General features: G+C 37.8%; 20 protein-coding genes and 1 riboswitch. Of the genes, 15 read left to right on the top strand and 5 right to left on the bottom strand.

Going from position 1 to position 18455, the window contains the following annotated elements; genetic code table 11:
• Positions 1–8 precede the first annotated feature (8 nt).
• The gene (locus MKX72_RS06425; protein WP_155008287.1) at positions 9–1592 is read right to left on the bottom strand and encodes a PAS domain S-box protein; all 1584 of its coding nucleotides are present in this window, start codon (positions 1590–1592) and stop codon (positions 9–11) included.
• Between the two features lie 340 nt (positions 1593–1932).
• On the opposite strand from MKX72_RS06425, the gene MKX72_RS06430 reads away from it, so the two are divergent.
• Entirely contained in the window at positions 1933–2199 is a 267-nt protein-coding gene (locus MKX72_RS06430; RefSeq protein WP_049163559.1) for a hypothetical protein, read from the top strand.
• 51 nt (positions 2200–2250) lie between these two features.
• On the opposite strand, the gene MKX72_RS06435 is transcribed toward MKX72_RS06430, so the two are convergent.
• Positions 2251–4365, bottom strand: coding sequence for an ATP-dependent Clp protease ATP-binding subunit (locus tag MKX72_RS06435; RefSeq protein ID WP_155008286.1), 2115 nt, complete (start codon positions 4363–4365; stop codon positions 2251–2253).
• A gap of 421 nt (positions 4366–4786) precedes the next feature.
• Between MKX72_RS06435 and nhaC the strand changes: the two genes are divergently transcribed.
• The 3 genes from nhaC (at position 4787) to MKX72_RS06450 (ending at position 7557) form a co-directional block, all read left to right on the top strand.
• Positions 4787–6169: a Na+/H+ antiporter NhaC gene (gene nhaC, locus MKX72_RS06440; RefSeq protein WP_155008285.1), complete on the top strand. Its 1383-nt coding sequence runs from the start codon at positions 4787–4789 to the stop codon at positions 6167–6169.
• Positions 6170–6462: 293 nt separating this feature from the next.
• Positions 6463–7344: an alpha/beta hydrolase family protein gene (locus tag MKX72_RS06445; protein ID WP_014461062.1), complete on the top strand. Its 882-nt coding sequence runs from the start codon at positions 6463–6465 to the stop codon at positions 7342–7344.
• A gap of 87 nt (positions 7345–7431) precedes the next feature.
• Positions 7432–7557 (top strand): DUF6254 family protein, encoded by a 126-nt coding sequence (locus tag MKX72_RS06450; RefSeq protein ID WP_013082238.1) that lies wholly within the window; start codon positions 7432–7434, stop codon positions 7555–7557.
• Between the two features lie 65 nt (positions 7558–7622).
• Here the strand turns inward: MKX72_RS06450 and MKX72_RS06455 are convergent, their stop codons facing one another.
• A complete protein-coding gene (locus MKX72_RS06455) occupies positions 7623–8342 on the bottom strand; it encodes a 3-ketoacyl-ACP reductase (RefSeq protein WP_028414153.1) in 720 nt (239 codons plus the stop codon).
• Between the two features lie 207 nt (positions 8343–8549).
• Between MKX72_RS06455 and MKX72_RS06460 the strand changes: the two genes are divergently transcribed.
• The 9 genes from MKX72_RS06460 to MKX72_RS06500 all read left to right on the top strand — a co-directional run bounded on the left by MKX72_RS06460 (position 8550) and on the right by MKX72_RS06500 (position 16306).
• Positions 8550–10148, top strand: coding sequence for a spore germination protein (locus tag MKX72_RS06460; RefSeq protein WP_028414152.1), 1599 nt, complete (start codon positions 8550–8552; stop codon positions 10146–10148).
• A gap of 24 nt (positions 10149–10172) precedes the next feature.
• Positions 10173–11372, top strand: a complete 1200-nt coding sequence (locus MKX72_RS06465; protein WP_028414151.1) for a Ger(x)C family spore germination protein — start codon at positions 10173–10175, stop codon at positions 11370–11372.
• Between the two features lie 11 nt (positions 11373–11383).
• On the top strand, positions 11384–11620 hold the full coding sequence (locus MKX72_RS06470; protein ID WP_033578382.1) for a hypothetical protein: 237 nt from the start codon (positions 11384–11386) through the stop codon (positions 11618–11620).
• 22 nt (positions 11621–11642) lie between these two features.
• Entirely contained in the window at positions 11643–12764 is a 1122-nt protein-coding gene (locus MKX72_RS06475; protein ID WP_028414149.1) for a GerAB/ArcD/ProY family transporter, read from the top strand.
• Positions 12765–12836: 72 nt separating this feature from the next.
• A riboswitch (PreQ1 riboswitch) is annotated at positions 12837–12880 on the top strand.
• 230 nt (positions 12881–13110) lie between these two features.
• Positions 13111–13776, top strand: a complete 666-nt coding sequence (gene queC, locus MKX72_RS06480) for a 7-cyano-7-deazaguanine synthase QueC (RefSeq protein ID WP_028414148.1) — start codon at positions 13111–13113, stop codon at positions 13774–13776.
• A complete protein-coding gene (gene queD / locus MKX72_RS06485; protein WP_013055983.1) occupies positions 13776–14216 on the top strand; it encodes a 6-carboxytetrahydropterin synthase QueD in 441 nt (146 codons plus the stop codon). Before queC ends, queD begins: the two co-directional genes overlap by 1 nt.
• Positions 14209–14940, top strand: a complete 732-nt coding sequence (gene queE, locus MKX72_RS06490) for a 7-carboxy-7-deazaguanine synthase QueE (protein ID WP_025749424.1) — start codon at positions 14209–14211, stop codon at positions 14938–14940. The genes queD and queE overlap by 8 nt, the downstream gene beginning before the upstream one ends.
• A 98-nt stretch (positions 14941–15038) precedes the next feature.
• Entirely contained in the window at positions 15039–15536 is a 498-nt protein-coding gene (gene queF / locus MKX72_RS06495; RefSeq protein ID WP_013055985.1) for a preQ(1) synthase, read from the top strand.
• A 68-nt stretch (positions 15537–15604) separates the two neighbouring features.
• On the top strand, positions 15605–16306 hold the full coding sequence (locus tag MKX72_RS06500; protein WP_028414147.1) for an NAD(P)H-binding protein: 702 nt from the start codon (positions 15605–15607) through the stop codon (positions 16304–16306).
• 31 nt (positions 16307–16337) lie between these two features.
• Here the strand turns inward: MKX72_RS06500 and MKX72_RS06505 are convergent, their stop codons facing one another.
• Together MKX72_RS06505 and MKX72_RS06510 are read right to left on the bottom strand one after the other, a co-directional pair.
• On the bottom strand, positions 16338–16565 hold the full coding sequence (locus MKX72_RS06505) for a hypothetical protein (protein ID WP_034268205.1): 228 nt from the start codon (positions 16563–16565) through the stop codon (positions 16338–16340).
• A gap of 316 nt (positions 16566–16881) precedes the next feature.
• Positions 16882–17067 (bottom strand): YkvS family protein, encoded by a 186-nt coding sequence (locus MKX72_RS06510; protein ID WP_013055988.1) that lies wholly within the window; start codon positions 17065–17067, stop codon positions 16882–16884.
• Between the two features lie 308 nt (positions 17068–17375).
• Here MKX72_RS06510 and MKX72_RS06515 point away from each other — a divergent pair, with 308 nt between their 5' ends.
• Both MKX72_RS06515 and MKX72_RS06520 read left to right on the top strand, forming a co-directional pair.
• Positions 17376–18221, top strand: coding sequence for a patatin-like phospholipase family protein (locus tag MKX72_RS06515; RefSeq protein ID WP_028414145.1), 846 nt, complete (start codon positions 17376–17378; stop codon positions 18219–18221).
• A gap of 17 nt (positions 18222–18238) precedes the next feature.
• Positions 18239–18433: a hypothetical protein gene (locus MKX72_RS06520; RefSeq protein WP_033578384.1), complete on the top strand. Its 195-nt coding sequence runs from the start codon at positions 18239–18241 to the stop codon at positions 18431–18433.
• The last annotated feature ends 22 nt before the right edge of the window (positions 18434–18455 follow it).

The raw sequence follows: 18455 nt of genomic DNA on the forward strand, positions 1-18455 counted from the left end.
GCTTTTTTTTATTGACATGTTCCTTCTTTCCATAAAGGAATCGTAAGGGTAACGCTGGTTCCTTCGCCCACAGTGCTTTTAATCTCAAATGTTCCTTTATGCTGATACAGAATGTTTTTAATCACAACAAGTCCAAGACCGGTGCCTGATGGCTTCGTAGTAAAAAAGGGCTTTTGAATGTGCGTAAGCAAATTTGAGGGAATACCCACTCCTGTATCTTTAATAAAAATAGTAAGGCCTTTAGTATGCTGAGTAACGTTTAAATGAATTTCTCCTCCGCTAGGCATAGCTTCGAGCGCATTTTTTAATAAATTAATGAGTACTTGCTTAATTTGATTGGCATCACAGCAGATGTATGTATGCGGAGCTTCCACCTGCGTTTTAACTACGACGTTTTTTAATACACATTCTGATTCATACAGAAGAATAACGTCATTTAAAATAGTAGAGAATGCATGTTTTTTCATAACCGTATCATGAGGTTTAGCGAGCAATAAAAATTCTCCAACGATTGAGTTAATACGATTCAGTTCACTCAGCATGATGGTTGTATAAGAATGATAGCGGTTGCTGTCTTCATGAATAAGCTGAATAAATCCATTCAGGGAAGTAAGCGGATTTCGAATTTCATGAGCGATGCCAGCTGCCATTTCGCCGGCTAAAGATAATTTATCGGTTTGGCGAAGAAATTTTTCTGTTTCCTTTTCTTCTGTAAGATCGCGTGAAATACCAAAAAGCGCAACGACTTGCTGATCACGATTAAAAATAGGTGAAACAGTGATTTCTACGTCAATTATTTTTCCGTCTTTTCGCTTATCTTGGGTTTCAAAGGCTACCAGCTTTTCTCCTTTTTTAACCCTTTCTAATCGGTTTTCAGCGTCGCCTTTTAAGCCAGCAGGAATAAATGGGATGGCTTTTCCGACAATTTCTTCCGCTTTCCATCCGTATATTTGCTCAAAAGCATCGTTTACTTTAATCACTTTGCCGTCTAGACTGAATACGGAAATGGCGTCGCGATTGTATGTGAAAAAAGATTGTAAATACTCTTGAGCTGAGTAAAGTTCATCTTCGGTTTTGTTCATTTTGACCGTCGTAATAGCAATCAATTTTTTAGAGAAATGAGCACAATACAACAAAATAATCATTGTGATCAGCGTAAACAAAATGAAATAAACGATATCTAATTTCACGAAAGTCACAGATGTAAAAAGAGTGTTGCTTACATAAAAGTACAAAACAATTATTATGGACATTAATGTAGAAGTTACAATAGCGATATAGCTATAGTAAATAAAGCTAACAATTATTCCAAGAAACAAAAACAAATAATTAATAACAGCAGGTTCAATAGATGTTATGTACGCAATATAGGCATAATAGCATATAAAAAAAGAATACATAATGATAGCAGGATGAAAATGAAAGTAATACATAGCCGTCACTACCAATAATAAAACCCCTCCGCTTATAAAAACAATCAGATGAGGATCAGCTGCAATAAAGTGGTATAACACAATGTGGACAAAATACAGCAGCCAAAAAATAAGTAAAAGAATAAAATTACGTTTTTTTATGAGGTTGTGTGATTCCATAAAAAATCCCTTTCTTAAATGGTGAATAACTTTATAGGAGAATAACTTCATAGTCAGCTAGTCGCACGATACAGTAATATATCACTCATATTAGCATAGTTACAACTATGTGAATAGCCGAATTGAGCACTTAGACCAAGGAAGATAGATCTAGAATGTGGCTGGTCATAAACTATTAAGGAAATATGAGGGGAATATGAACGAAATGAAGGAGATGTAAAGCTTTTGTGATAACCTTGTAAAAGTGAACTTTTTTCCAATTGGATAGGCTATACTGCCAGTAGAGCCATATGAATGGTGACTACATAGAGGCTCAGATGATTCGAAAGGAGACGGTAAAATGAACAAAAGTTTATTAGTCAAGTTATTTGGATCACTTCTAGCAATTATGTTAATCACAGCATGCAACTCACAAACGGATGAAAAAGATGCAACAGAACAGCAAACTGAACAGTCGGATGATACTCAATCGGAGGATACAACAACAGATGATTCACAGGAAACAATGAAGCAAGACGAAGCAGATGACTCATCTGGGGATGAAGCAGCTGATGATCAAGAAGAATCAACGGATAGTGCGGACGAAAAAACAGATGAAAGTAAATAAACGAAAGTATTTCTATAAAAAAAAGCGACTCAAGTAGAGTCGCTTTTTCTATTAGTTTTGTACGGTGATTTCGTTTGCTGCATTTAACGTTACGTTCACTGTTGATACGTCCGCATCATCTAACAGTAAATCTGTAATTCGATCTTCAAGCTGTTCTTGAATTGCTCGGCGGAGTGGTCTAGCACCGAATGCAGGGTGATAGCCAAGTTCAGCCAGTTTTTCTTTTACCTCATCTGCTACGCTCAGCGTGATGTTTTGTTCTTGTAATGTTTCTTTCAATTCAGCAAGCATAAGGTCAACGATTTTAATCAAGTTATTTTTTTCAAGGTGATTAAATTCAATGATTGTATCAAATCGATTTAAAAACTCTGGTTTGAAATAAGATGAAAGTGAATCTAAAACGGATGCCTGCTTAAGCGCATCATTTTCTGCGTCAAACCCAACCGTAATTTTCTTTTCACCTACACCAGCGTTACTTGTCATAATGATAACCGTGTCTTTGAAGCTTACTGTGCGACCTTGACTATCCGTTAGACGTCCATCTTCTAAAATTTGCAAAAACATATGCTGAACGTCTGGATGAGCTTTTTCAATTTCATCTAGTAAGATGATGGAATAAGGATTACGGCGTACTTTTTCTGTTAATTGTCCTGCCTCTTCATGACCTACGTAGCCAGGAGGTGAGCCGATTAATTTAGACACCGCGTGTTTTTCCATATATTCACTCATATCTAGACGAACCATTGCATCTTTTGAGCCGAACAGTTCTTCAGCTAATGTTTTGGTTAACTCTGTTTTACCGACACCTGTTGGACCGACAAATAAGAATGAACCAATTGGGCGATGCTTCGCTTTTAATCCAGCGCGAGAACGTCGAATTGCTTTTGCTACTTTTTCGACAGCTTCCTGCTGTCCGATTACTTTTTGAGCTAAGTGCTCTGCTAAATGCTTCATTTTTGCTGATTCATTTTCTTGAAGTTTACCAACAGGGATACCCGTTTTCTTTTCAATAATGGCTTGAATGTCAGCAATATCCACATTCATTTTTTGCTGTTCTTCGCTTAGTTGTTTTTCAAGAGCAGCTTCTTCATCGCGCAGTTTTGCCGCTACTTCATATTTTTCATCCTTTAGCGCCTGCTCTTTTTCTTTTGTAATTTCTTTTAAGCGAGCGGCTGCGTCGTCTTTATTTGTAATGCCTGCCTGTAAGTTCATTTTTGAACCTGCTTCATCTAGCAAGTCAATTGCTTTATCAGGCAAGAAACGATCTTGAATGTAGCGGTGTGATAAATTTACACAAGCGCGGATCGCTTCATCTGTATAGCTAACGCCGTGATAATCTTCATATTTACTTTGAATTCCTTTTAGAATTTCAACGGCTTCTTCTACAGACGGTTCGTGAACCATAACCGGCTGGAAACGTCGTTCAAGAGCCGCATCTTTTTCAATGGAACGGTACTCTTTTAAAGTTGTAGCTCCGACTACTTGAAGTTCACCTCGTGCAAGAGCAGGTTTTAAAATATTGCTTGCGTCCATTGAACCTTCCGCTGAACCTGCTCCTACAAGAAGGTGGATTTCATCGATAAATAAAATCACGTTTTTTCGCTGTTGAAGCTCAGAAATTAACTGTTTCATACGCTCTTCAAATTGACCTCGCACGCCCGTATTAGCTACGAGTGATGCTACATCTAACAGATATACATCTTTATTTAGCAGCTTTGCAGGAACTTTTCCTTCCGCAATTTTTAAAGCTAACCCTTCAACTACAGCTGTTTTACCAACACCGGGTTCTCCAATTAGTACCGGGTTGTTTTTGTTTCTTCTATTTAAAATTTCAATGACGCGCTCTACTTCTTCTTCGCGGCCAATAACAGGGTCAATTAATCCCGTTTTCGCAATTTGAGTTAAGTTTCGACCAAATTGATCTAAAAAGCCTCCGCCGCCGTTTCCTTGCTGTGGCTGCTCCGGTGCAGCTTGTTCGTGCGCCATTTGCTTGAATAAATCATCGATGTTCATAAAGCCGCCACCTCCAAAGCCTGATGGGATTTTATGTTCTTTCATTAGTGCTTGATAACATGTATGACATAAACGATATTGAGATTTTTGATTATTTGTTTGTACATTTAATTGAATAGATGCTTCACGTTTATTACAGTTTTGACAAATCATTTAATTAGCCTCCCTAAATGATTTTAATCGAAGATCAGCAGGTGTTTGACCTTTCTTGACCTTTCGTAATCTCATTATACTTTGACCTTTTTTGACTTTCAAGTCTTTTGCTTAAAAATTTTTTGAGGGAAGTTCTTCGCTTATGTACAAAAGGTAGTACATTAAAAAAACGTGTGTTTTGTGTGTACCCGTTTTATATATATATAAAAACATTAGAAGCATTTTGTACAATGATTTGCTTAGATAGAGAATAAATATTAATAAGAAGAAAAGTGGAAAAATGAGTGCAGAGCCTGCCGTTGGATAAAATAAGTTATTGACAGCAAGAAGGATAAAAATTATACTCAAGAAGGTTTGCACTTAACTGCGTAAAAGCATAAAAGCGTTTAAGTGAAAAAGAAAGATAGAAAGGGAATACCTCATGAAAAAAGAAATTTCATTTATACAATCAATAGCGGTGGTTTTGGTGCTATTAGCTATTATTTTTATTTCATTATTTATGTTAAAGCTCCCGCCTCATATTCCGCTAATATTTGGTGTAGCATTTATTAGTGTGATTGGCTTTTTGTTGAAATATAAGTGGACAGAAATGGAGAAAGGCATTTTAGACGGTGTTAGACTTGGCATTAAGCCTATCCTTATTCTAATGCTGATCGGGATGCTCATTGCGATTTGGATGGTAGGAGGAACGATACCGACGATTTTATCCTACGGCTTCCACTGGATTTCACCGCAGTACTTTTTAATTAGTGCTTTGGTTATCACCGTGTTAGTTTCAACATTCACGGGAAGTTCATTAACAACCGTCAGTACGGTAGGAGTCGCTTTATTTGGCGTGGGAACTGCTATTGGTGTACATCCAGGGCTAGCAGCAGGGATGATTGTTTCAGGAGCTGTGTTTGGAGATAAGATGTCTCCATTGTCTGATACAACAAATTTTGCTTCTGGTATCGTTGAAGTACCGCTCCCTAAACATATTCAGCATATTACGTGGACGACGGTTCCAAGTATTGTTATTACAGCAATCATTGCATTGGTAATCGGAATGAACGGAAATCATGAAAGCGTCAATTACGGAGAAATTCAAGGAATTCAAGAAGCATTAAAACATACGTTTAATTTACACGTGTTAACGTTGCTTTCTCCACTCTTAGTTCTTATTTTTTCGATGAGAAGAGTCGATGTATTGCCAACGTTAGTTTTAGGGATTGTAACGGCCATTATTACAGGAATGATTACACAGCATGAATTTACGCTGAGTCAATTGCTAGGGGTTCTTCAAAGCGGGCCGGCAATCGAGTCAGGAAATAAAGTAGTCGATGCGATTGTAAACAAAGGCGGATTACAGTCCATGATGTTTTCTATTTCTCTTATCATGATTGCCTTGTCGCTAGGTGGCTTGATGAGAGCGGTTGGAATTATTGATGCTTTATTAGAAGGATTAGCAAAACAAATCCGCCGCAGCGGAGACGTTATTTTTGCTACGCTTCTATCTTCAATTGGAGTGAACGTTATTACAGGAGAACAGTATTTATCAATTCTTCTGCCTGGGCAAACGTTTAAGCCGCTGTATGAAAAGTGGAACTTAGACCCGAAAAACTTATCACGAACGCTTGAAGACGGTGGAACGGTTATTAATGCTATTATTCCGTGGGGTGTCAGCGGAGCTTTTATTTCAACTGCATTAAATATTCCAGCGGCTGACTATATTCCATTTACATTCTTTAGCATTTTATGTCCGATTTTTTCAATTATTTTAGCATATACAGGCATTGGTATTGCCAAGAAAAAAGCTCAGTCTTAACTGGGCTTTTTTCTTTTTAAAAAAGGACAGGTAAAAAACGACAAAAAAAGTATCATTCCACTTTTCAAATCTATAATTTAATAATACAATTTACTATACGTCTTTCCTATTCATGTACTTGTATGAATTCTTATTTCTTTATTAATGAAGAAATTTGGGTTTTGCGGTATGATAAATAAGCTGTATTGGCGATGGGATGAATGCCCTTTTTAGCAAACATTTAAGAAGGGTAAAGGCAAATGAAAACACTCATTATAAAAGAGAAAAGATATTTATTGAGGAGAGGGTTTCTGTTGAAAAAATGGGGCATCATTGCATTAATCACTGTAGCTGTGCTCGGTGTGACAGCGGTTTTTAACCGAGCTGAAAGTGATGATGTAAATAAAGAAAAATTGAATTTATTATCGCCTTATTCAAATAAAGTAGATGTATATAGCATTACGTATCCTAGTGATAATTTAAAGATAAAAGGGTTTTTAGTACAGCCTAAAGACATTGCAGACAAACATTATCCGCTTTTAGTATATAATCGCGGAGGAAATCGCGAACATGGCATGATTCGCGCAAAAACACTTCAGTATTTGTCATACTGGGCAAGTAAAGGCTACGTCGTTGTTGCGACTCAATACAGGGGAAATGGCGGAAGTGAAGGAACAGAGACGTACGGCGGTAAAGATATTGACGACGTATTAAATCTTATTAAATGGGGAGAACAGCTTCCTTATGTAAATCACCAGCAAAAGGTAGCGCTAGGATATTCACGCGGCGGTATGATGACGTATTTAACGATGAAAAACGGCGTTAAATTTGATGCTGTTGTCGTACAATCAGGTATTACAGACATGTTTCAATTCTACGACCAAAGAGGGCCTGAAATGAAACAAGTGCTGCGGACAATTGTAGGAGATCCGGCGCAGTATCCAGAGAGGTATAAAAGTCGTTCTGTTGTCTACTGGAGCGATAAAGTAAATTCACCTCTTTTAATTTTACAGGGTGATCATGATCGTAAAGTTCATCACACTCAGGCTGAAAAGCTTGTGAAACAACTAGATGAGCAGGGAAAAGAATACAAATATGTACTGTATAAAAACGGAGACCATCCGCTAACTGCTTATTATGATCAATATAACGCGGAAATTGATAAATGGTTTAAAATACATTTAGCTAAGCAGTAAAGAAATTGGAAGCAGTTTTGATGAATGGAAAAGAGCAGCTTGTTTTATCCTACTACATGTAAGCATATAAAAAGGGGATGAAGCAAAATGACTCAGTCTAAAAGTCAAAAAGAGCGTCAGTGGAACGTACGAAAGCAATCACAAAACCCATCGCATGGAAAAGTAAAGTCTTTTGAAGAACTATCAGAAGAAATCACGCCTAAACGTAAATAAGCTAACCATCATATAAAAGAAGACACAAAAAAGGAGAGCTGAAGCTCTCCTTTTTCTATGTTTGTTTATGGATTTGTAGACCACATGCCCGCAGATTTGATAAAAATACGCGGATGCAGCTTTAATTGTGCTACCATAATTTCTGCTAGGTCTTCAGGCTGCATCACTTTATCAGGATTGCCATCCGTTAAGTTTTCTTTATATGCTAATTCCGTTGCTACTGTACTTGGTGTTAGAGCTGTTACACGAATATTGTGTTTGCGCACTTCTAGCGCTAAAGATTCAGTTAAGCCAAGCACGCCAAATTTTGAAGCGCTGTAAGCACTTGTAACGGGAGCGCCTTTTTGACCAGCAGTGGATGAAATATTGATGATGTCTCCACCATTTTTTTCGATTAATTGAGGTAGAACGGCGCGCGTTACGTAGTAAACGCCCATTAAATTCACATCAATGATTTGTTTCCACTCAGCTGGGTCTAGCTCTAAAAAGCCTCCGAATTTACCGATTCCCGCATTGTTGATTAAGATATCCGTTGCCCCTAATTTTGTATGTAGATGCTCAACTGCTGCGTTTACTTCTTCCATAGAAGAAACGTCTGCTGTTGCATAAGCAACTTGTACATCAAATGCTTCCAGTTCAGAAGCAACAGCCTTTAAATCTGCCTCTGTACGAGCAATTAAACCGATATTTACGCCTTCTTTTGCTAATTCAATTGCAGTTGAACGACCGATGCCTTTTCCTGCTCCTGTAATAAGAGCTACTTTGCCTTTAAGTGATTGTGCCATGTATAGACTCCTTTCAATGTTCCGTATAAACATTCTTCATAATAACGAAGAATTATCCATTACTATCCTATAGAAATGCACAAATGATGTCAAAAATAAAGATTATTAAAATGGCTTCAAGTATAAATTTCCTTTTCATACAAAAACTATAGAGACTAAAAAGAAGAAATTCCGTTTCTTTTCGTTCAATGTAGTGGAGGATGAACAATGCGTATTAAAAAACTATCGGAGTTAACGAATAAATCCAAACAGCGGAAAGAAAAAGCTGGTGAATCGAAGGACTCTAAGGCAACTAGTGCTTCTTCCACTGAGGAAGAGCAGAAATTGTCGGAGAGAGTGGGAGATAATATCTTCCACATGAAAAAAGCATTGGGACAGAGCACGGACTTAGTGACAAGAGAGTTTCGAATTTCAATTGAAGAAAAATTCACTTTAGGTGTTGCTTACATCGACGGATTGGTAAATAAAGATGAAGTTGAACACTATGCGCTGGACTCCATTATGCATTATCACGATGAGCATTTAACTCATGATGACGGTGTCGTTAATATGTACGAGTTGATTAAAAGCTATAGTTTGGCGGCCGGTGAAATTATGGAAGCCAAAACATTGGATGATGCTCTTCTTCATGTTTTATCAGGAGATACCGTGCTGTTTTTAGAAGGGTATCAAACGTGTATTGTGGCAAGTACAAGAGGGTGGAGAGACAGGGCTGTTTCTGAACCACAATCTCAGACCGTTGTAAGAGGACCTCGAGACAGTTTTACAGAAACACTGCGAACGAATACCGCATTGATTCGGCGCCGAATAAAATCTCCAAAACTTTGGATTGAATCTCAGCAAATAGGAGAGTTTACAAAAACGGATATTGCGCTCGTTTATATAGACGGCATTGCGGATGAACAGGTCATTCAAGAGGTAAAAGAGCGTCTTTCTAAAATTGATATAGACGGTATTTTGGAGAGCGGATATATCGAAGAGTTGATTCAAGATGAAGATTATACACCTTTTCCTACTATGCATAACACGGAGCGTCCAGACTCCGTGGCAGCAGGTCTTTTAGAGGGGCGGATAGCCATTTTAGTAGACGGTACACCTTTTGTATTGATGGTTCCTGCCCTATTTATTCAATTTTTTCAGGCGGCCGAAGATTATTACCAGCGCGCAGATATTAGTACATTGATTCGCTTAATGCGCTACATGGCATTTTTCTTAGCCCTTTTAACACCTTCTGCTTATATTGCTTTAACTACTTTTCATCAAGAGATGCTTCCTTTTGCTTTGTTAATTAGTATTGCAGCTCAAAGGGAAGGTGTGCCTTTTCCAGCTATTATTGAAGCGTTTATTATGGAAATCACGTTTGAAATTTTGCGAGAAGCGGGAGTCCGATTGCCTCGAGCAGTAGGTTCAGCTATTTCAATCGTGGGAGCACTCGTTTTAGGAGAAGCCGCCGTACAAGCTGGATTAGTATCGCCTGCAATGGTTATCGTTGTATCCATCACCGCTATTAGTAACTTTGTTTCACCGGTGTATGATATGGCCATTGCAGTAAGGATGCTGCGCTTTATTTTAATGGTTTTAGCAGCTACTTTTGGCTTGTTCGGTATTATCCTCGGGCTAATTTTAATGATTTTACATTTATGCAGCTTAAGGTCATTTGGAGTCCCTTATATGACACCTATGGCTCCCTTTGTGAAGCGTGATCAAAAGGATGTTCTAATTAGACGTTCGATCAAAAAAATGAAAACAAGGCCAAAGCTTATTAACGAGAAGAATATTTCACGTCAAAAGACGCAAAAAAACTAAACTGTGCAAAGGTGGCCGGTTACTATGAAAGCATTTCTGATGTTATGTATCTGTTCATTGCTGTTAAGCGGCTGCTGGAGCAGTCGAGAGTTGAATGAGCTAGCCATTACGGTTGCTGTCGGAATTGATAAAGCAGAAGATGGCATTATTGTTACAGTTCAGCTGATTAACCCTGGTGATATTCAGGCCAAAACCCCTACAAACGGGCCTTCTGTTACCACATTCTCTATTAAGGCTTCGTCTGTAATGGAAGGGTTAAGAAAAATAACGACAAAATCCCCGCGGAAAATTTATCTTTCTCATTTACGAATGCTAGTCATTAGCGAAAGCATGGCGGAAGAGGGTATTGCTGAAGTGCTTGATTTCTTTGCTCGGGATCATGAAGTGCGTACCGATTATTTTGTTGTTGTTGCTAAAAACACGAAAGCATCGAGCGTTCTGAACGTATTAACAACAATTGAAAAAATACCAGCTAACCATATGTTTGCTTCATTAGACGTCTCTCAGCGTATTTGGGCACCCACTAGAGGCGTAAAGTTAAATGAACTGATCAGTAACTTAACGAGCGAAGGAAAGCAGGCGGTGTTATCGGGAGTATTGGTCAAAGGCGACGTGAAAAAGGCAGGAGATATGTCGAGCATTTCCCGGACCAATCTGTCCACCCTGCTCAATTTTAAAGGATTAGGTGTCTTTCAAAATGATAAGCTGATCGGCTGGTTCAATGAAGACGAAAGTAAAGGATATAACTATATTACAGGAAATGTAAAAAGTACGTTAATTGTTATTCCATGCGAAGGAAAAGAAAAACAGCACGATATCATCGGAGTAGAAATGCTTCGAACGAACGTGAAGGTAACGGCTTCTATGAAAAACCATAAGCCTCATATTCACGTGGATTTAAAAGGTGAAGCAAACGTGGCAGATGTAGAGTGTCAAGTAAACTTACAGGACCCAGCTGTAATCAATATGCTCGAACGAAAAACAGCAGCGGACGTAAAAGAAAAAATGAATGACGCAGTGGAAAAAGCTCAAAAAGATTATAAAAGTGATATCTTCGGTTTTGGAGAAACGTTTTACAGACAAGATGTAAAGAGATGGTACAAAATGAAAAGAGACTGGAACAGAATTTACGCAGAAGATTTAACCGTCGATTTAGATGCCAAAGTTCAAATCCGTCGCTTAGGCACGTTAAATAACTCATATATGAAGCAAATGAAGCATTAAGGAGAAAGAAAATGGAGGGATTTATCGCCTTACTCGTACTTCTTGCTTATTTGACTAAAAAAATTATGATTAACTTCCGAAAGGAAAAGTATTACCGTGAAATCGTTGTCTATCTTTGTCTTATAGGTATGGGTTTATTCTTTTGGGGAGCCATTACACTCCGTAAAGAAGTACCTACGCCTCTGTACTTTTTAGAGGAACTCATTAAGCCTCTTACTAAAACCGTTCATCATCTGTTATTTACGTAAGCATGTAGGAGAGAAGGGGTGTATGATGCAAATAAAAGAATTTATTACTCCGAAACAACTTCTTTTTCTCATTTATTTTTTTTGTATCGGAAGCGCTATTTTGGCAGTTCCGGCTACGTTATTAGAAACGAATAGACAAAATGCCTGGGTATGTAGTGTGCTTGCTATTGGCTTTGCCCTTTTAATTGTTGCGGTGCTGTTATGGCTGATGCACCGTTACCCTCAGCAAACGTTCATTGAAATAGCTAAAAAAGCGCTAGGTCCTTACGCCGGAGCGTGTATGTCTCTTATTTACATTTTTTTTATGTTCATTCAATCTACGTTTTCCCTTCGAGATATCAGTACATTTATGACGACGCAAATTGTCCCTGAAACGCTGCCTACGTGGATTCATGCTCTTGTGATTTTAGCGGTTATATACGGAGGGTATTTAGGCATTGAAGTGATAGCGAGAACCGCGGAAATCTTTTTACCGTGGATCGTCGTCCCTTTTTTATTGTTAATTTCGTTAAATATTCCTCAGATGAAACTGGATCGTCTTTACCCTTTGTTTGAATTCCGCATGGATGATTTAGTGTTAGGAACCACGTATTTCTTAGGAAATCCGTTTATGGAATTGATTTTTGTGCTAATGATTACGCCTCATATAAAAGATGGCAAAAAGGTAAAAAGAATGATTGTTATCGGCACTGTGGCATCGGGCTTGACGATTACGATTGCAGTTGCGGCTTGTATATTAGCTCTTGGCGCGAATATTGCATCAATGCACAGCTACCCAGTTTATTTATTAGGAAAAATGATTTCGTTAGGTGCAACGATACAGCATGTTGAAGTATTAGTAGCTATTATTTGGATGTTATCTATCTTTTTTAAAGTTGTCATTGTGTTCTATGCTATTCAGTTAAGTATCGCTCAATTATGTAATTTACGGGTGCGCAATTTTTTGAGCTTTCCTTTAGGTCTAATCATTACAGGCGTGGCGTATTACATTATTCCAAATACAGCATACTTCAATTATTTTGAAAAATATTACTGGCCGTTTTATTTATTTGTACTAAGCGTCTGTTTTCCGTTGTTATTTATTGCGCTTTCTTATATAAAGAGAAATAAGGCAGCTAAAGGTGATAGAAGCCAACAAACATAGCATTATTTATACGTATGTGGTATAGTATACGATGACAATTCAAGAAGAAACGCCGTACACGTTTGTATATGTACGGGAGAGGTTCGAAAACTCCCTCTATAAAAAACTAAGATCATCGTTGATGACAAAAGACACGGTTTTAGCGTGTCTTCTTTCACGTGCTTTTCTATCAACACGTCTTTTTGACGTGTATGCTGGCGAGGACGTGTATCTTAGTTGCTTTTTAGGGAGATTGCTGGAAAAGAGCAGTCTCTTTTTTGTGTTATAAAATTAGTCACAAAGGGAACGAACGGTTCAATAAAGTTTCTTCTTCTTTTGATTTCAATCAAAAAGGAGACGAACAATAATGATGAAAAATGAAAAAGCTATTGTTGTATTTAGCGGAGGTCAAGATAGTACAACATGTCTATTTTGGGCTTTGAAAAACTTTAAAGAAGTAGAAACGGTTACTTTCCAATACGGTCAGCGTCATAGTCAAGAGATAGAGGTAGCAAAAGCTATCGCAGCTGATTTAGGTGTGAAGCATACCGTCCTAGATATGTCACTTTTAAATCAATTAGCACCAAATGCCTTAACGCGAGATGATATTGAAATTGAGCAAAAAGAAGGAGAGTTGCCTACAACGTTTGTGGATGGCCGCAATCTGTTATTTTTATCATTTGCTGCCGTACTGGCTAAAAACAGCGGAGGCCGTCATATCGTAACAGGCGTTTGTGAAACTGATTTTTCGGGATATCCAGACTGTCGAGACGTATTTGTGAAATCGTTAAACGTCACGCTTAATTTATCAATGGACTTCGAGTTTGTGATTCATACGCCGCTTATGTGGATTGATAAAGCAGAAACGTGGGCGTTAGCGGATGAGCTAGGAGCGCTTGAATATGTGCGTGAAAAAACATTAACGTGCTACAACGGTATTGTTGCTGATGGGTGCGGCGAATGTCCCGCATGTCAATTGCGAAAACGCGGGTTAGATCAATACTTGCAAACAAAAGAAGGAGGAGAAAAATAATGCTGCAACAAATGTATCCTCAAGTCTTTCATGACTATGAATATGAATTGAACAAAGATATGCAGTTTGCTGCGGCACATTTTGTTCCTCATACAGAAGCAGGAAAATGCCGTCAAGTCCATGGACATACGTATTTTGTAAATTTAACTGTTGCCGGAGATACATTAGACGAAGCGGGCTTTTTAGTAAACTTTGCGCTATTGAAAAAAATTGTTTCTGGTCAATTTGATCATACATTATTGAACGATCATTCTATCTTTAACGAAGAAAATCCAAATGATTTTCCTACAACTGAAGTTGTTGCTCGTAAAATTTATGAGTTGGTTCAAGAATATCTAGACACACTACCAAATAAGCCTTCTTGCGTACAAGTATTCGTGCGGGAAACGCCGACAAGTTACGTGGTTTACCGCCCAAAGAAGGTGAAAAAACGTGGCTAATACAATTCCAGTACTTGAAATATTCGGCCCAACGATTCAAGGGGAAGGAATGGTTGTAGGACGTAAGACGATGTTTGTTCGTACCGCAGGCTGTGATTATTCCTGCAGCTGGTGTGATTCAGCTTTTACATGGGATGGATCAGCTAAAAACGATATTCGTCAGCTAACAGCAGAACAAATTTGGACGGAGCTTAAAGAAATTGGAGGAGAGTGCTTTGATCACGTCACCATTTCTGGAGGAAACCCTGCGCTTATCAAGGCGATTGGTTCACTTGTAGAGCTTTTGCACAGTCATGGGGTAAAAGCAGCTCTTGAAACACAGGGAAGCCGTTATCAGGATTGGTTCCTAAAGATCGATGATTTAACGATTTCTCCTAAGCCTCCAAGTTCATTAATGAAAACAAATTTCTCCGTATTAGACGATATTATAGAGACATTAATAAAGGAAAAACGCATGGCGCACATAAGCATAAAAGTCGTTGTATTTAATGATGAGGACTTTGAGTATGCAGCGTCTGTTCATGAACGTTATCCTGAGGTTCCATTTTTTGTTCAAGTAGGCAACGAGGACTTAACGACAATCGATAATGCGTCGTTAACACAAGAATTGCTTAAAAAGTATGAGTGGTTAATCGACAAGGCAGTGGCAGCTAAAAACATGAACGATGTAAGAGTTCTGCCGCAGGTTCACGCCCTTGTTTGGGGAAATAAACGAGGCGTGTAAGCGCATAGCAAAAAATTTACAAAGAAAAATAAAAACAGATATATACAAAATAAAAAAACGCTGTTAGAATGACAATCGTAGAAAGAGAGGAAATGCAAATGAGCGGTCGAAAAGATGAAGAATTAGAAGGTGTATCACTCCTTGGAAATCAAGGAACAAACTATTTGTTTGAATATTCACCAGAGATTCTAGAAGCATTTGATAACAAACATCCAAATCGTGATTATTTTGTGAAATTTAACTGTCCGGAATTTACGAGCTTATGTCCAAAAACGGGTCAGCCGGATTTCGCAACCATTTATATTAGTTACATTCCAGATGAAAAAATGGTGGAAAGCAAGTCGTTAAAGCTTTATTTGTTCAGCTTCCGTAACCATGGAGATTTCCATGAAGACTGTATGAATATTATTATGAATGACTTAATTAAACTGATGAATCCAAGATATATTGAAGTATGGGGAAAATTCACACCACGCGGCGGGATTTCAATTGATCCATATACAAACTATGGCCGTCCTGGTACGAAGTATGAAGAAATGGCTAATTATCGCCTGATGAATCATGATTTATACCCAGAAACAATTGATAATCGTTAATTCGAACAAACAGGTTGTGTATGCAACCTGTTTTCCATTGCAAAAACAACAGATGAGAAGGTGAAAGAATGTCACAGAGATCAGCATTAGTATTAGGTGCAAGCGGACTTGTTGGTCAAGAACTTTTAAAAATGTTATTAAGCAACAGCTTATATAACCATGTGACAGTGTTTGTTCGAAAAAAGCTACCAATCGAACACACAAAGCTACGTCAGCTTGAAATTGATTTTTCAGAGCTTGATAAGCACGAAGAATGCTTTGCAGTTGATGATGTATATTGCTGTTTAGGCACGACAATGAAAAAAGCAAAAACAAAAGCGAAATTCATTAAAGTTGACTACGAATTTCCTTTAAAAGCGGCTAAATGTGCAGAAAAATATCGCTGCAAAAACTTTTTAACGATTACAGCAATTGGTGCTGATCTTCGTTCGCCATTCTTTTACAGTAAAGTAAAGGGGCAAGTAGAAGAAGATATCGCAAGCTTGTATATCCGTTCTACTCACTTTTTCCGCCCATCGTTATTATTAGGCAAGCGCCAAGAGTTTCGCCTATTTGAAAAGCTTGGGGGATACACGTTAAAGTCGTGTTCATTTTGCCTTGTAGGAAAGTGGAGAAAATATCGTCCAATTAAAGCGTATAACGTAGCCAAATCTATGATGAAAGCTGCACTTGAAGATAAATGTGGTGTTCATGTACATGAAAGCCAAGACATCTATACAGGTGAATGCTATTATTCGTTTACCAACGGCAAGCGCGTGTTATCAAAATAAAAAAAGCCTCTTCATAAGAAGAGGCTTTTTTCTATCTTCCGTCAGCATCCGCGTTCCCATCACCATCACCATCACCATCGTGATCGTGATTAGAAGCAGATTCACTCCAGCTTGTGTAGGAGTTAGAATCTTCTTCGGCATAATTCATGGGTTCAACGGATGTTTTTTTATTTGAAGTTTGCTTGCGTTTAAAAACGAACTGCACGATGAAAAAAAGAATGACAATAAGTGCAACGATAAACAATACAGTATCAAACATGCTAGTAATTCCTTTCAGTAAGTAGGTAGTAGTAGCTTGTTCTTATTGTCACACGAAAATAAGACCCTTTCAAGAAAAAATGGGGCCTGGTTTTGTTTCTTTAAGGAAACTTTTTTTATCTTAGCCATATATTATTGTATGAAGAAACATTTTAGAAAAGAGGGAGTACAGTGAAAAAAAGTTCGAAGGATGTTAAGGTTCAACAGTATATTTATCTCATGTATAAGCTGGGAATTATTACAGAAGAACAAAAGAATCAGTTCTTTCAAAACCACTAAAAAAGCAACCGTTTTTGCGTTCCGGTTGCTTTTTCCCTTTACATAGCGGGATTAATAATCGTGTAGTTTTTGTGATTGACAACAGTTCGCTGTTCTAAGTCTAAATCCCGGTAGTTTGTCATGTAAGTCAAATCAACAATCACGGAGTTTTCATTTACTTTTTCGACAATGCCCTGTAAGCCATTTTTAAATTCTATCAAGTTTCCTACCTCTGCTATTTTCATCATTCATCGCTCCTTTGTTTTAAATTAGTTCATTATTAATTTTTTAAATAATTTTAATTTTGAAAATAGTAAAACTAGTTAGCGTTTTCTTTTTTTACAATTTTGCCTTAAAACTGGGAATTAGTAAAGGGTTTTTTGAAAAAATATAAAATAAAATTGAAAAAACAAGTAAAATGTGCTGAGGAATAAAAGGAATTGGTAGCTTTAACGAAAGAGAGAAGCAACACAGTTCCATCTTTGTTCATCTTTCGTTATAATAAACGAGGTATAATCTTGTCATAAATTATAAGAATTAGAAGGTGTAGAAATTGAAAGATACTGGACTCGTGCTCGAAGGAGGCGGTATGAGAGGCCTTTATACAACCGGAGTTTTAGATTACTTTATGGAAAGAAATCTGTACCTTCCGTATGTAATTGGCGTTTCAGCCGGCGCTTGTCATGCCACTTCTTATTTATCTAGACAAATAGGAAGAAGTCGCAAAGCTAATTTAGATTTTTTAGAGGATCCTCGCTACTTGTCGTGGAAAAATTATTTTAAAACAAAAGAGATATTTGGAATGGATTTCGTTTTTGATGAAATTCCTAATCAGCTTCTTCCATTTGACTTTGAGGCATTTGCTGAGCGTACAGAGAAGCTTGTAGTAGGAGCAACGGACTGCGTGACGGGAGAACCCGTTTATTTTGATGAGTATGATCGGGATATTTTGACAGCGGTTCGCGCTTCTAGTTCCCTTCCATTTTTAGCACCTGTCGTTACATATAAAGGAAAAGAGCTGTTAGATGGAGGAATCAGTGATCCGATTCCAATCAAAAAAGCAGTGCAGGATGGATATAGAAAAAATATTGTTGTGCTAACGCGAAACGAAGGATATCGAAAAAAGAAATCAAATATGCTTTGGTTATTGAAGCGCAAATATCGTCATTATGATGGGCTGACTCGTGCGCTTGAGAACCGTTATAAATTGTATAATGAAACATTGTCATATATTGAAGAGCAGGAAAGACAGGGGAATATCTTTGTGATTCGTCCGCAATCCCCTCTTGTAGTAGGGCGAATTGAGAAGAATCGTGAGCGTCTCGACGCTCTTTATAACCAAGGATATAAAGAAGCTGAAGCTCAATTTGCGTCTCTGCAAAATTGGCTGAACAGCTAAAAACGAGGTGGAACTGAATGGATGAACAAACAGTAATCAATATGTTAAATGAGTTAAGTGAAGGAAAAGTAACCGAAATTAAAGTTAAAAAAGAAGACTTTCTTGCTTTTCGCCCTTTTTTAGTAAATCGCCCTGATTTCAAACATTTTCGTGGAATCGCCGGACGCGGAGGCGATTTTACCTATACGTATCTAGAAATTCCTAGGAGTTAAACGAAATGATGGCATTATTTGA

The sequence above is a fragment of the Priestia sp. FSL R5-0597 genome, assembly GCF_038006305.1.
Taxonomy (GTDB): Bacteria; Bacillota; Bacilli; order Bacillales; family Bacillaceae_H; genus Priestia; species Priestia zanthoxyli.

What these genes read in the sequence shown, in the direction of transcription:
- MKX72_RS06425 (WP_155008287.1), bottom strand. Translation starts at nt 1,592, where the DNA reads ATGGAATCACACAACCTCATAAAAAAACGTAATTTTATTCTTTTACTT.
- MKX72_RS06430 (WP_049163559.1), top strand. Translation starts at nt 1,933, where the DNA reads ATGAACAAAAGTTTATTAGTCAAGTTATTTGGATCACTTCTAGCAATT.
- MKX72_RS06435 (WP_155008286.1), bottom strand. Translation starts at nt 4,365, where the DNA reads ATGATTTGTCAAAACTGTAATAAACGTGAAGCATCTATTCAATTAAAT.
- nhaC (WP_155008285.1), top strand. Translation starts at nt 4,787, where the DNA reads ATGAAAAAAGAAATTTCATTTATACAATCAATAGCGGTGGTTTTGGTG.
- MKX72_RS06450 (WP_013082238.1), top strand. Translation starts at nt 7,432, where the DNA reads ATGACTCAGTCTAAAAGTCAAAAAGAGCGTCAGTGGAACGTACGAAAG.
- MKX72_RS06455 (WP_028414153.1), bottom strand. Translation starts at nt 8,342, where the DNA reads ATGGCACAATCACTTAAAGGCAAAGTAGCTCTTATTACAGGAGCAGGA.
- MKX72_RS06460 (WP_028414152.1), top strand. Translation starts at nt 8,550, where the DNA reads ATGCGTATTAAAAAACTATCGGAGTTAACGAATAAATCCAAACAGCGG.
- MKX72_RS06465 (WP_028414151.1), top strand. Translation starts at nt 10,173, where the DNA reads ATGAAAGCATTTCTGATGTTATGTATCTGTTCATTGCTGTTAAGCGGC.
- MKX72_RS06470 (WP_033578382.1), top strand. Translation starts at nt 11,384, where the DNA reads ATGGAGGGATTTATCGCCTTACTCGTACTTCTTGCTTATTTGACTAAA.
- MKX72_RS06475 (WP_028414149.1), top strand. Translation starts at nt 11,643, where the DNA reads ATGATGCAAATAAAAGAATTTATTACTCCGAAACAACTTCTTTTTCTC.
- queC (WP_028414148.1), top strand. Translation starts at nt 13,111, where the DNA reads ATGATGAAAAATGAAAAAGCTATTGTTGTATTTAGCGGAGGTCAAGAT.
- queD (WP_013055983.1), top strand. Translation starts at nt 13,776, where the DNA reads ATGCTGCAACAAATGTATCCTCAAGTCTTTCATGACTATGAATATGAA.
- queF (WP_013055985.1), top strand. Translation starts at nt 15,039, where the DNA reads ATGAGCGGTCGAAAAGATGAAGAATTAGAAGGTGTATCACTCCTTGGA.
- MKX72_RS06500 (WP_028414147.1), top strand. Translation starts at nt 15,605, where the DNA reads ATGTCACAGAGATCAGCATTAGTATTAGGTGCAAGCGGACTTGTTGGT.
- MKX72_RS06505 (WP_034268205.1), bottom strand. Translation starts at nt 16,565, where the DNA reads ATGTTTGATACTGTATTGTTTATCGTTGCACTTATTGTCATTCTTTTT.
- MKX72_RS06510 (WP_013055988.1), bottom strand. Translation starts at nt 17,067, where the DNA reads ATGAAAATAGCAGAGGTAGGAAACTTGATAGAATTTAAAAATGGCTTA.
- MKX72_RS06520 (WP_033578384.1), top strand. Translation starts at nt 18,239, where the DNA reads ATGGATGAACAAACAGTAATCAATATGTTAAATGAGTTAAGTGAAGGA.